A 12,884-nucleotide genomic window follows, 5' to 3' on the forward strand; every position below is an offset into this window, starting at 1 on the left:
GGTGGGGTTCGTCCTGGTACGCGCGCGGGCACACCGCCTGCTGCTCGCCGCCGCGCTGCTCACGGTGCTGCTGACCACGGCGGTCCTCACGACGCTCACGGCCTACTCGGGCGCGATCGGCGACGCGGCGCTCCAGCACTCCCTGAACGACACCCGCAACACCCCCGACACCGCCCTGATCGTCAAGGCCGACGTCCCGCCCGCCCAGCGCGCGGCCGCCGACACCGCCGTACGGAAGGCGGCGGCGAAGACCTTCGACGAACTGCCCGTGACCGTACGGACGTTGGTGCGCTCGGGGCCGTACGCCCTGCCGCGCTCGCTCCAGCCGCGGGCCGAGCGGTCCGGCGATCCGGATCTCACCTACTTCGGGGCCCCGGACCGGTCGCAGGTGCGGCTGGTGTCGGGCCGCTTCCCGCGCGCGACGGCCTCGGGGGACATCGAGGTCGCGCTGCCCCGCGCCGCGGCCGAGGGCCTCGGGGTGCGGGCCGGCGCGCGGCTCACCCTCGACAACCGGCTCAGCGGGCCCAAGGCGCACATCCTGGTCACCGGCGTCTACCGGCCCGCCGTCGCGAGCGCGGCCTACTGGCTCCTCGACGACCTGCGCGGCCGCGGCCTCAGCACGGCCGGTTTCACGACCTACGGCCCGCTGTTCACCGATCCCGCGAGCCTCGCCGAGTTGAGCGCCGGGTCGTCCGCGTGGCTCGCGTCGGCCGACTTCTCCACGCTGACGACCGGGCGGATCGGCACCCTGCGCGCGAGCGCCGGGGCTGGCGGCACCTCACTGCGCAAGGCCGGTGCGGTGCCGGGAGTCACCACCGCGACGACCTCGCTGCCGGACGTACTCGACCGGATCGACCGCTCGTTGCTCGTCTCCCGCTCCACCCTGCTGATCGTCGCGCTCCAGCTCGCGCTGCTCGCGGGGTACGCCCTGCTGCTGGTGGCCCGGCTGCTGAGCGCCGAACGGGCGGGCGAGAGCCGGTTGTTGCGGGCGCGCGGCGGTTCCCGGGCGCGGATCGCGGGCCTGTCGGCGGCGGAGGCGCTGCTGCTCGCCCTACCGGCGACGACAGTTGCGCCCCTGCTGGCGGGCCCGCTCACCGAACTCCTCGCCGGACACGGCGCGTTGGCGCGGATCGGTCTGCACCTGGACACCCCGGCGGGCGGCCGGGCGGGGGTGTGGCTGGTCGCGGCGGCCGTCGCCCTCGGCTGCGCGCTGGCGGTGACGCTCCCCGCGCTCACGTCGTCCTTCGAGGGCGGCCGGGCTCGCGCGGTCCCCGCTCCGCTGCGCGCGGGTGCGGACCTCGGGCTGCTGGCCGTGGCCGGGGTCGCCTACTGGCAGCTGAACCGGCAGACCTCGGGAGCCGTCAGCACCGACGACTCCGGGGCGCTGGGCATCGATCCGCTGCTCGTCGCGGCCCCCGCCCTCGCCCTGCTCGCGGGCACGGTCCTGACGCTACGGCTGCTGCCGCCGGTGGCACGCCTGGCCGAGCGCCGGGCCGCCGCCGGGCGGGGGCTGCCGGTGGCACTGGCGGGCTGGCAGTTCAGCCGCCGTCCGATGCGCGGTGCCGGGCCGGTGCTGCTGCTCGTGCTCGCCCTGGCGCTGGGCATGTTGGCCATCGGCCAGAGCGCGTCCTGGAGCCGCTCGCAGAGCGACCAGGCCGACTTCCAGGCCGGGGTGCCGGTCCGCGTACTGGCCGCCGGTGACGGCGGGTTGGGCCGCACGGAGACCTACGCGGGCCTTCCCCGCGTACGGGAGGCGGCCCCCGCCGTCCGCACCTCCCTGTCCCTCTCGGGCGACCGCACGGCGACCGTGCTGGCTCTCGACACGGCCCACGCGTCGGACGCGGTGCTGATCCGACCGGACCTGACGTCGGGGCACCCCGCCGGTCCGCTGCTGGCCGGCCTGGCGCCGAAGGGGACCACGGCCGGGGCCCGAATCCCGGCGGGAACAGCCCGGTTGACGATGCGAGCGGGCATCCGCGCCACGGGCCCGCGGACGACGGTCGACGTCACGGCCACGGTCGAGGACCGTTACGGCACGCCGTACGAGGAGCCGCTCGGCCAACTCCCCACGGACGGACGGTCGTACGACCTGACCCTCGCCCTGTCCCCGGCACTCGGACCCCTGGCCTTCACCGGGCTGCAACTGGACCTGCCCCAGCCCGGAGACCGCGCGGCCCAACACCGGCTCACGGTCAGTGAGTTGAGCGCCACGGACGCGAAGGGAAAGGCACGGAGGCTGGCGCTGCCCACCGCCTGGACCGGGAGGTCCTCCGTCAGCGCGTCGTACGGCACGGCCAACCCGCGTGCCCCCAAGGTGAGTTCGGCGAAGCCGCTGACCGTCGACTACGACACGGGATACATCCCGGACAAGGACTTCTGGACGGTCGCCTCCGTCACGGTGCGGTTGCGGGTCGTCCAACCCGCCGTGCCCGAGATCACGGCCGTCGCCACCGACCGCTTCCTGGCCTCGGCGGGCGCGCGCACCGGGCAGCAGGTGCAGGTGACGCTCGGCGGGGAGAACCTGCCGGTGCGGATCGTGGCGGCGGTGCGCGGGCTGCCGACGACGGGTGACTCCGGCGATTCGGCCGCGCAGGACGGGGGTGCGCTGCTGGTCGATCTCCGGTCCGTGAACCGGGTGTTGGAGACGCGCTACGGCGCGAGCGTCACGCCCACCGAGTGGTGGCTGCGGACGGCGCCGGGCGACGCGGCGACGGTGGCCGCGGCGGTGCGCGCGCTGCCCGACGTCGATCCCACGGAGGTCGTGGTGCGGGAGGAGATCGCCCAGGAACTGCGCGACGACCCGTTCGGCGCCGGTCCCGAGGCCGCGTTCGCCGCGGCGGCGCTGGTGGCGGCGGCCCTCGCGGCGGTGGGATTCGCGGTGAGCACGGCGGGGTCGCTGCGGGAGCGCGGCGCGGAGTTCGCCGTACTGCGCGCACTGGGCGCCCCGCGCCGCCAGCTGGCCCGCATGATCGCCGCCGAACAGGGCGTCCTGGTCGCCCTGGCCCTCGTGGTGGGCACGGCCCTGGGCACCGTACTCACCCGGGCGGTGATCCCGCTGATCGTCCTGACGGCCAGCGCGACCCGCCCGGTCCCAAGCGTCCTGGTGGAACTGCCCGTCACCCACGTGGCGTTGCTGCTGGTGGCGGTGGCGGCGACACCACTGATCGTGACGGCGACGCTGGCGTTCAGCCGGGCCGATCCGGCGACTTCGCTCCGGGAGCAGGGGGGTGAGTGAGATGGGGACCGTGAGATCCGGAAGTACGGGGGATGCCGGGGGCGTCGAGGGCTCCGGTGTCGCCGTGACCGCCCCCTGGATCCGCACCCGCCTGCGGTCCGCCCCCGGTGCCGCCTGGGCACTGGCCCTGCTCGTCACGGTGACCGCGTGTCTGGCCGCCGCGTTTCCCCGTGCCCTCGACCGGTACGAGGACGCCGGGCTGCGTCACGCCGTACGGCAGGCGGGCCCCGACCGGACCTCCGTCCAACTCTCCGGCCCGCAGCCCGACTTCGTGCTCCCGCAGCAACAGCGCGAGGCGGACCTGCGCCCCGCCGAGCTCCGCAGGCAGTACGACAAGGTCCGTACCGCGGTCGGCCGTCCCCTCGTCATCGACCCCGCCCAGTCCGCGTACGGTGTGCGTCCCGCCGAGGACCTTGCCGTGCCGGACAGCTGGATACCGCGCCCGAACGGGCTGCCCGCGCACGTCTACCCCGCCGCCCAGAGCGACCTCGCCGGACACGCGACGGTACGGGAGGGCCGGTTCCCGCGCGCCTCCGGCCAAGTCACCGCACAGACCCCGGAGATCGAGGCCGCGGTCACCGTCGCGACCGCCAAGAGCCTGCACATCAAGGTGGGTTCGGTCATCCACGTACCCGGCGAGGGACGCGCCCCGCTCGCCGTCCGCGTCACCGGCATCCTCACCCCGCGCGACCCGGCCGGCGCCTACTGGTCGACCCAGCCGGTGCTGCGCACCCCGACCCTGGTCGTCCTGCCGACGCCGGACCAGCCGAAGTACTGGCTCGGCGCCCTGCTGTTGGCCCAGGACGCGGCCCCCGCCCTCCTCGGCACAGCGGCGAAGCCGGTCCCGTACTGGCAGTTGGCCCCCGACCCGGGGGCCCTGCACGCCCACGACCTGGACAACCTGAAGGCCGCCGTCGCCGCACTCGAATCGGGCCCGGGCCTCCAACGGGCCCGCACCTACACCGACCCCGACACCGACCTGAGCACCGGTCTCGACGACGTGTTCGCCACCTTCGGCCAACTCCGGTCCGGCATCCGCCCGTTGACCGCCGTCGCGGCCTTCGGCACCGGCACGGTCGCCGTCGTCGTGCTGCTCATGGCGGGCGGCCTCACCGCGGACCGCCGCCGCACCGAACTCGCCCTGCTCCGCGCCCGCGGCGCCTCCCTGCGCGGCCTCACCGCCCGTCTGGTCGCCGAGACCGCCGTGATCGCCGTACCGGCAGGGGCGCTTGGCCTGACGGCCGCGCTGCTGGCCGTCCCGGAGGGCCGCCGCCGCTACGCCGTCGCGGCCGCCCTCGCGGTCGCCGTCACCGCGTCCGCCGCGCTCCCCGTACGCGCCGCGCTCACCCACCGGGCCGTCCGCGTCCACGGTCCCCGCGAGGACGTGACGACCGTACGTCCGTCCCGGCGCCGCACGGTCGCCGAACTCACTCTGCTGGTGGTGGCGTCCGGCGCGGTGGAGGCCCTGCGCAGACGCGGCACGTCCGGCTCGGCGGGAGACCAACTGGTGTCGCTGGCACCGGTGTTGGTGGGCGTGATCGCCGCCCTGGTGCTGGTTCGCGTGTATCCGTTCCTGCTGCGCCGGCTGGCCCGTCCGGCGAGCCGGCTGCGGGGCGCGGTGGGCCATCTGTCGCTGGCCCGGGCGGGCCGTACGTCCGTCTCCGCGGTACTGCCCCTGCTGGCCCTCCTCACCGCGCTCACCACGGCCGCGTTCGGCGGTTCGGTCCTCGCGGGCGTGAGCGACGCCCGCGACCACGCGGCGCTCCTCGCCGTCGGCGCGGACGCCCGCCTCGACGCGACCGCTCCCCTGCCACGCCAACTCCCCGGCGAGACAAGCCGGTTGCCAGGAGTACGCGGTCTCGCCGAGCTGAGCATCACGGACGACGCGAAACCGCTGGACGGCCTGGAGGCAGTCCCGCTGGTGGGTGTGAACCCCGGTGACTACGCGGAGTTGGCGGGGCACACGGGCCTGGGAGCTTTCCCCGAGGGGCAGTTGAAGCGCCCGGCGGGCTCGGATGCCGTCCTCCCGGCCCTCGCCTCGCCCTCCGTGGCGACCGCGTACGGCACCCGCCCCTTCCTCGTCCGGCTGCCGGACACCAGCGCGGTCACCGTGCGGATCGTGCTCGTCCGGGACGTGACCCCGGCCGTGTCCGGCGCCGACTTCCTGATCGTGGACCGCGCCGGGCTGTCCGGTACGGCGGCCCGCCCGACCTCGCTGCTGGTGACCGGTGCCCGGGTGAGCGGGTCGGCGCTGCGCAAGGCGGCCGGTCCCTCGGCCGGGGTGACGGTACGGGCCGAGGAACGCGCCCGGTACGTCGACTCGCCCCTCCAGTCCGGGGCCGAGCGCATCTACACGGCGGCGGTGGCGGCGGGCGCCGGTTACGCCGTACTGGCTCTCCTGCTCTCCCTCCTGCGCGCGGCCCCGGAACGCGCCGCGCTCCTGGCCCGCCTCCGCACGATGGGCCTCACGCGCGCCCAGGGCCGCCGCCTTCTCGTCCTGGAGTCGCTGCCCCAGGCCCTGTTGGCGGCGGCGGGCGGCGCGCTCACCGGCTGGGCGACGATCCGGCTGCTCGCCCCCGGCATCGACCTGACGTCGGTGGCCCTGGCATCGGCCCAGAACCCGGTCGGGGAGGCCCAGTTGAGAACCGACCCGGTGTCACTGGCCGTCCCGGCGATCGGGGTGCTGCTGGTGGCCGTGGGGGTCGCGGGGGCGCAGGCGTGGTGGTCCGGACGGCGGGGATCCGTACGGGAGTTGAGAGCGGGGGACACACGGTGAGTCGTAGAGAAGACGTGCATGGACAAGGCGTTCGTGAAGAAGGCTTTCGCCGAGCAGTCGGCTGTGACCGAGGAGAGCGTCGATGACCACGAACCCCACCCTCGCCGACCTGGCCACCCGCGCGGCCGAGAGTCGCAACCGGCCCGCCTACGGCCATGACGCGCTGATCACCTGCGACCGGCTGGTCCGTATCTTCACCGCGGACGGGGTCGAGGTGCAGGCGCTGCAGGGGCTCGATCTCCTGGTCAGGGAGGGCGAGTTGATGGCCCTGGTGGGGGCCTCGGGCAGCGGCAAGTCGACGCTCATGAACATCCTGGCCGGGCTGGACACGCCCACCGCCGGTGCGGCCCGGGTCGCCGGCCGGGATCTGCTCGCGATGACCGCCAAGGACCGGCTCGCCTACCGTCGTGAGGTCGTCGGGTTCGTCTGGCAGCAGACCTCCCGCAATCTGCTCCCCTATCTGACGGCTGCTCAGAACATCGCCCTGCCCATGCAGTTGTCCGGCATCCGCTCCGGACGCCGGGCGAAGGCCGAACGCGCCCTGGAACTGCTGGAGTTGCTGGGGGTCGCGGACTGCCGTGACCGGCGCCCGCGGGAGATGTCGGGCGGTCAGCAGCAGCGGGTGGCGATCGGGGTGGCCCTCGCCAACGCCCCGGCCGTGCTGCTCGCCGACGAACCGACCGGCGAACTCGACTCCCACACCGCCGAACAGGTCTTCGCCGCGTTCCGCACCGCGAACGAACAGCTGGGCACCACCATCGTGATCGTCACCCACGACCAGGCGGTGGCCGCCGAGGTCCGCCGCACGGTCGCCATCCGCGACGGCCGCACCTCCACGGAGGTCCTGCGGCGCAGCGAGGTCGACGCGACGACGGGCCACGAGACGGTCGTAGCAAGGGAGTACGCGATGCTGGACCGGGCGGGACGGCTCCAACTCCCCGCCGAATACACGGAGTCGCTGGACATGCGGGACCGGGTGGCCCTGGAGCTGGAGTCGGACCACATCGGTGTGTGGCCCGACGACAGCGAGCAGCGGTGACCGCGCTCAGCGCACGCTGACGCCGAGCGCCCCAAGTCCCGCCCTGCGTACGGCGATCGAGCCGTACGGGGTGCGCAGCCTCAGCCACGCGCCCGACGAGAACAGGCCCGGCTCCCCGCCGGGGCGCAGGAATCCGAAGGACTGCGCCGCGTGCACGGCGCGCACCGGGAGCGAGGTCTCGCCGACCGTGCGGGACCAGATCTCCCGTCCTATGCGGTCGAGTTCGGCGCGTGTGCGGGTCTCGGGGGTCAGCTCCTGGGTGCGGGAGCGGAATTCGGCGACTCCGGCCGCGATCATCCCGCGCAGTGCCTGCGGGCCCGGCAGTCCGGACTCGGGCGTCCAGCCGCGGCGCGGTGGCAGCACCCCGGCCCACGGCGGGCCGGTCACCGCGGTCGGTACCCCGGCCGTGGCCGCCGGCTCGTCGAGCAGCTCCAGGAGTTCACCGGCGGAGACGGTCACGTCGAGGGTGACGTCGAGGCCGTTCTCGTACGGCTTGGCGAGGCGTACCGCGCGGATGGCGAGGACCTCGAAGGACGGCGGCCGCCCGAAGACGGCGAGGGCCGTGCCGGCCGCCTGGAGGCGGACCGCGGCGCCCCGGTCGTAGTGGAGCAGCCGGGAGAGGAAGGCCGCGAGGTCCGCCGCCTCCCCTTCGTCGGCGAGGTGGAGGACCGTCATGCGGCGACGGCCTCGTCCTCGTCGTCGTCCCGGTATTCCTCCAGGAACTCCCGCTCCTCGGCGGTGATCCGGCGCGGGCGCTGCGCCTCGAAGTCGAACGGGACGACGACCGTGGAGGCCCGGACGTAGACCAGGTCGCCGTCCTTCACCTCGTAGGTGATGGTGAAGGACGCCGCCCTGATCTCGGTGATCCACAGCTCGATGTCCACGGGCGTGTGCCGGTGGACGAGCTGGCGTTTGTAGTCGATCTCGTGGCGCGACACCACCGACCCCTGCTTGAAGTCCTTCTCCGGGCGGAACAGGAAGTCGATACGGGCTTCCTCCAGGTAGCGGAGGAAGACCACGTTGTTCACGTGGCCGTACGCGTCCATGTCCGCCCAGCGCAGCGGGCAACGGTAGATGTGGCGCAAGAAGATCAGCCCCGGGTCAGCTTCTTGTAGGTGGCACGGTGCGGACGAGCCGCGTCCGCACCGAGTCGCTCGACCTTGTTCTTCTCGTACGACTCGAAGTTGCCCTCGAACCAGTACCACTTCGACTCGCCCTCGTACGCGAGGATGTGCGTCGCGACCCGGTCCAGGAACCAGCGGTCGTGGGAGATGACCACGGCCGCACCGGGGAACTCGAGCAGCGCGTTCTCCAGCGACGACAGGGTCTCCACGTCGAGGTCGTTGGTGGGCTCGTCGAGGAGCAGCAGGTTGCCGCCCTCCTTGAGGGTCAGCGCCAGGTTCAGGCGGTTGCGCTCACCACCGGAGAGGACACCGGCCGGCTTCTGCTGGTCCGGGCCCTTGAAGCCGAAGGCGGACACATAGGCCCGCGACGGCATCTCGACCTGGCCGACGTTGATGTAGTCGAGCTCGTCGGAGACGACGGCCCACAGCGACTTCTTGGGGTCGATGTTGGCGCGGCTCTGGTCGACGTAACTGATCTTGACGGTGTCGCCGACCTTGATGGAGCCGGAGTCCGGGGTCTCAAGGCCCTGGATCATCTTGAACAGCGTGGTCTTGCCCGCGCCGTTGGGACCGATGACCCCGACGATGCCGTTACGCGGCAGCGTGAAGCTCAGGTCATCGATGAGAACCTTGTCGCCGAACGCCTTGGAAAGGCTCTGGACCTCGACGACGATCGAGCCCAGACGCGGGCCCGGCGGGATCTGGATCTCCTCGAAGTCCAGCTTCCGCATCTTGTCGGCCTCGGCTGCCATCTCCTCGTAACGGGCGAGGCGCGCCTTGGACTTGGTCTGACGGCCCTTGGCGTTGGAGCGAACCCACTCCAACTCCTCCTTGAGCCGCTTCTGGCGCTTCTCGTCCTTGCGGCCCTCGACCTTGAGGCGGGCGGACTTCTTGTCGAGGTACGTGGAGTAATTGCCCTCGTAGGGAATCGCGCGGCCGCGGTCCAGTTCGAGGATCCACTCGGCGACGTTGTTCAGGAAGTACCGGTCGTGAGTCACGGCGACGACGGCGCCCGCGTACTTCGTGAGGTGCTGCTCCAGCCAGTTCACCGACTCGGCGTCGAGGTGGTTGGTGGGCTCGTCGAGGAGGAGCAGGTCCGGGGCCTCGATCAGCAGCTTGCAGAGCGCGACGCGGCGCTTCTCACCGCCGGAGAGGTTGACGACCGGCCAGTCGCCGGGCGGGCAGCCCAGCGCGTCCATGGCCTGCTCCAGCTGCCCGTCGAGGTCCCAGGCGTTGGCGTGGTCCAGGTCTTCCTGGAGCTTGCCCATCTCGTCCATCAGGGCGTCCGAGTAGTCGGTCGCCATCAGCTCGGCGACCTCGTTGAAGCGGTTGAGCTTGCCCATGATCTCGGCGGCGCCGTCCTGGACGTTCTCCAGGACCGTCTTGGTCTCGTCCAGCTCCGGCTCCTGCATGAGGATGCCGACGCTGAAACCGGGCGTCAGGAACGCGTCGCCGTTCGAGGGCTGCTCAAGCCCCGCCATGATCTTGAGAACGGTGGACTTACCGGCACCGTTCGGCCCGACCACACCGATCTTCGCGCCGGGCAGGAAGCTCAGCGTCACGTCGTCAAGGATGACCTTGTCGCCGTGCGCCTTGCGCGTCTTGCGCATGGTGTAGATGTACTCAGCCAAGAGAAACCGTCCGGCAGCTTGAAATCTGGAGTGGGCAGACGTATCCATCTTGCCTGAGGTCCCGGCTTGGGTGGTAACCCGTTTGGTCGGGGGGCTGTGAGCTGGGGGTTCGTCGCGGACGGCGGCGCCCCGCCCGGCGGGAACTACGCCGGCTTGCCCGGAGTGCCGTTCCACGGCCAGTACTCGAACCCGTTGCCGGTGTACCAGTCGAGCCTGGTGCTGCCGCAGGCGCCGCTGCGGACATCGAGGAAGTCGTAGTCGACGGCCTTGATCGATTTCTTGGGGAAGGTCACCGACACCTCGGTGGTGACCGTGCCCCGCGCGGGGATCGTGCCCAGGGACAGGGACGTGGAGTTCCACAGCGCCAGTGAGCCGTTGGTCTTCTTGTTCCAGTGCAGGCTCATCCTGTGCCAGTGCCCGTTGCCGACGCGCCACTGCACGAGCGGCGCCGGCCCACGGTTCTTCAGGAGATTGCCCAGGGCGAAGACGTAGGTGGCCTTGGGCAGTGCCACGGCCTCGGTGTTGTGCACGCGGAGGCGGGCGTGCAGCGGCACGTTGGCACCGTGTGCCGTGGGCACCACCGACCCGGCGGCGTCGGAGACCGAGACCGCGCCATATCTGCACGCGTATGCCGCGGTCGTCGCGGCCCGCGGCTGGGCGGCTTCGGCCACGACGGTCCCGGGCACGGCGCCGAGCAGACCGGCCGCGGCCATCACGACCGCTCCACGGCGAACGGTGGTCTTCATCAGTGGTTCCCCCCACATCCGGTGTCGATGGTGTTCCGTACCTGTACCTGTACCGCTACCGCTCAGCCCTGCTGCCCGGGCTTCCTGTCCCGCAGCAGGACCAGGGTCGTGGCGCCGATGCCGACCAGGCCCAGGGCGAGGACCGTGATCATCGGGGTGATGCCGGAGCCGCCGGTCTCGGCGAGGTTCGTGTCGACGGTGGTACCGCCCACCGTCGCGGGGCTCGGTTCACTGAGCGTCTGCGTCACGTCACCGCCCGCGTCGCTCTGCGTCCGGCAGTCGAGGACCCCGGTGAACCGCTTCTCGTAGCCGTTCGGCGCCGTGATCGTGAAGTCGTACGCCTGGTCCTCCTGGAGCGGGACCGTCACCGTCGCGGACTTCCCGGCGTCGATGCCGTGCTCGATGCCCATCAGCTCGAAGGTGAACGTCGCGTCGCCCTGGTTGGTCGCGGTGATGTCCACAGCGCCCTCGGCACAGTTCTTCCGCGCCGACAGTGCCGGTACGGCACCGGTCTCCGCCCAGTTCGCGCTCGCGGCCGCGGCGACCGTCGACTCGCTGGAGCCTGCGAGGATCTGCGTCTGGCTTCTGCTCTCGGAGGTGAAGGCCCGGCCGACGGGCACGGTGGTGGAGGCCTGCACGGTCAGGTCGGCCGACCCGGCCCCGGCGTCCTTGGGCACGTCGAAGAAGACCTGGCTGCCGTCCGCCGCCGACGTGACGACCCTGCCGTCCTTGTCGACGATCCGCACCCCGGTCGTGGCGGCGTCGGCGGGCGGTGTCACCGTCACCCCGCTCGCGTTGGTGTGCACGGTCACCGGGCCGAGCCGCTCACCGGGGTGACCGGAGACCGCGGGCGGGTCGAGGGTCAGCGAGGCCTTCGGCTCCGCCACGTTCCGCGCGCTCTTCTCCAGGTAGTCCGCGAGCTTCTCGGCCTGCGGGTCGACCGCGTCGACGTCGGCACCGTCCGAGTAACGCCAGATGGCCACCTGGGTGCCGGCCGCCGCGTCGCTCTCGGTCAGGCCCTTGGTGCCGGCCTTCGCGGAGAGCGCCGCGAGGTCGTTCACCTGCGGGTAGGAGTGCTGAAGGATCCAACTGATCCTGCCCGCGCTCTTGTTGGCGCCCAGCGAAGTCCCGCTCCACGCGGTCTCGTGGTACTTGGCGTCCCGCTGGGTGGGGTTGCGGAGATCGACGCAGTACGTCTGAAGGGTGCCGCCGCCGTCCACGGACATCTCGAACAGGCCCGCGGAGACCTGCACATCGCTGCCGCCGTCCTCGTGGAGCACGGCGGCGCCGTACGTCTTGAGCCCGCCTATCGTCGCCGTCGCCCCGCCCTGAGTCTGCGGTGTCTCGTCGGCGACGGCCGGGCCGGCACCGGCCAGCACTCCGGCGGCGACGAGTCCGCACGCCCAGGTCGCGGCGACGAAGCGCACGGCGCCCCGGCCGCGCAGGGACAGCGCGGAGAACACAGACAACGCAGATGACACGGAATTCCCCTTCGAGCAGGACCCGTCGACGTGGGGGTGCGGTCCCACCAGCAGAATCAAAGCGCCGGGAGCTGTGCCCGAGCCATGTCCCGGCATCCTAGGGACGCGGGCCCACCCCCTTCTCCAGTCGGGTCATCCGATAACCGATCCGACTCGGAATCGTTATCCCCAAGATCGCCTGCGAGCAGGGCTTATCGACAAATCCACCGGGTCTTTTGGAGCGCATTCGTCGATAAGCCGCAGTTCGATCAGCTGGGCGCATTCACTGACATCACGTCATCGCGAGGCTTTCCGCGAGCTGTTGGTCGGAATGCCGCCCGTCGGCGGAAACGGCGTCCTCGGCGGAATCGGCGGCCGAGTCGGCCGAATCCCCCGCCGGCGTCTCCCAGTTGGGCTCGGGCCGGGGCGGAGAGGCCGCCGACTCCTGCTTGTTGGCCCGGCGGAAGGCCGAGGTGCCGCGCGCCAGGTCGTGGCCGACCGCCACGGCGTCGATGTCCGCCGAGGACCAGTTCGGCTGTCCCTCGCGCACTTCCGTCCGCACCTTCAGCCGGCCCTGGACGACGACGGGGTCGCCGACCGACAGCGACGCCGCCACGTTCGTGGCCAGTTGGCGGTTGGCCCACACCGTGAAGAAGCTGGTGTGGCCGTCCGTCCACACGCTCTTCTCGCGGTCGAAGTAACGCGCGGTCACCGCCAGCCGGAACCGCGCCGACGGTCCCGTCGGCAGATCCCGGTACATCGGCTGGGTCGCCACATTGCCGACCGCGCAGATCGTGGTGTCGTTCATCGCTCGTCCCTCCCTGACCCGGCCCCGCGGGGCCGGGTCAGGGAGGGACGAGCGATGAACGACAC

9 protein-coding genes are annotated in these 12,884 nt (G+C 72.2%); 3 read left to right on the forward strand and 6 right to left on the reverse strand.

The window, feature by feature from the left end; all coding sequences use genetic code 11:
• The first annotated feature begins 1 nt into the window (after position 1).
• The 3 genes from AC31A1_RS33335 to AC31A1_RS33345 all read left to right on the forward strand — a co-directional run bounded on the left by AC31A1_RS33335 (position 2) and on the right by AC31A1_RS33345 (position 7,050).
• Positions 2 to 3,235 (forward strand): FtsX-like permease family protein, encoded by a 3,234-nt coding sequence (locus AC31A1_RS33335; protein ID WP_489656896.1) that lies wholly within the window; start codon positions 2 to 4, stop codon positions 3,233 to 3,235.
• Position 3,236: 1 nt separating this feature from the next.
• Positions 3,237 to 6,011, forward strand: a complete 2,775-nt coding sequence (locus tag AC31A1_RS33340; RefSeq protein WP_489656897.1) for an FtsX-like permease family protein — start codon at positions 3,237 to 3,239, stop codon at positions 6,009 to 6,011.
• 82 nt (positions 6,012 to 6,093) lie between these two features.
• Positions 6,094 to 7,050: an ABC transporter ATP-binding protein gene (locus AC31A1_RS33345; protein ID WP_489656898.1), complete on the forward strand. Its 957-nt coding sequence runs from the start codon at positions 6,094 to 6,096 to the stop codon at positions 7,048 to 7,050.
• 6 nt (positions 7,051 to 7,056) lie between these two features.
• Here AC31A1_RS33345 and AC31A1_RS33350 read toward each other — a convergent pair whose 3' ends face one another.
• From AC31A1_RS33350 to AC31A1_RS33375, 6 genes are all read right to left on the reverse strand, one after another.
• Positions 7,057 to 7,725 carry a DUF8185 domain-containing protein gene (locus AC31A1_RS33350; protein ID WP_489656899.1) on the reverse strand — a complete coding sequence of 223 codons (669 nt, stop codon included), beginning with the start codon at positions 7,723 to 7,725 and terminating at the stop codon, positions 7,057 to 7,059.
• Entirely contained in the window at positions 7,722 to 8,135 is a 414-nt protein-coding gene (locus AC31A1_RS33355) for an acyl-CoA thioesterase (protein ID WP_489656900.1), read from the reverse strand. The genes AC31A1_RS33350 and AC31A1_RS33355 overlap by 4 nt, the downstream gene beginning before the upstream one ends.
• A 5-nt stretch (positions 8,136 to 8,140) precedes the next feature.
• Entirely contained in the window at positions 8,141 to 9,805 is a 1,665-nt protein-coding gene (ettA, locus tag AC31A1_RS33360) for an energy-dependent translational throttle protein EttA (protein ID WP_329554831.1), read from the reverse strand.
• A 143-nt stretch (positions 9,806 to 9,948) separates the two neighbouring features.
• The gene (locus AC31A1_RS33365) at positions 9,949 to 10,551 is read right to left on the reverse strand and encodes a hypothetical protein (RefSeq protein ID WP_489656901.1); all 603 of its coding nucleotides are present in this window, start codon (positions 10,549 to 10,551) and stop codon (positions 9,949 to 9,951) included.
• A gap of 62 nt (positions 10,552 to 10,613) precedes the next feature.
• Positions 10,614 to 12,032 (reverse strand): Cys-Gln thioester bond-forming surface protein, encoded by a 1,419-nt coding sequence (locus tag AC31A1_RS33370; RefSeq protein WP_489656902.1) that lies wholly within the window; start codon positions 12,030 to 12,032, stop codon positions 10,614 to 10,616.
• A gap of 271 nt (positions 12,033 to 12,303) precedes the next feature.
• Positions 12,304 to 12,819 carry a single-stranded DNA-binding protein gene (locus AC31A1_RS33375; protein ID WP_489656903.1) on the reverse strand — a complete coding sequence of 172 codons (516 nt, stop codon included), beginning with the start codon at positions 12,817 to 12,819 and terminating at the stop codon, positions 12,304 to 12,306.
• Positions 12,820 to 12,884 lie beyond the last annotated feature (65 nt).

Source organism: Streptomyces sp. P5F9 (assembly GCF_057961495.1).

Excerpts from the sequence above, each read along its gene's own strand:
- AC31A1_RS33350 (WP_489656899.1), bottom strand. The coding sequence starts at position 7,725 with ATGACGGTCCTCCACCTCGCCGACGAAGGGGAGGCGGCGGACCTCGCG.
- AC31A1_RS33375 (WP_489656903.1), bottom strand. The coding sequence starts at position 12,819 with ATGAACGACACCACGATCTGCGCGGTCGGCAATGTGGCGACCCAGCCG.
- AC31A1_RS33340 (WP_489656897.1), top strand. The coding sequence starts at position 3,237 with ATGGGGACCGTGAGATCCGGAAGTACGGGGGATGCCGGGGGCGTCGAG.
- AC31A1_RS33365 (WP_489656901.1), bottom strand. The coding sequence starts at position 10,551 with ATGAAGACCACCGTTCGCCGTGGAGCGGTCGTGATGGCCGCGGCCGGT.
- AC31A1_RS33345 (WP_489656898.1), top strand. The coding sequence starts at position 6,094 with ATGACCACGAACCCCACCCTCGCCGACCTGGCCACCCGCGCGGCCGAG.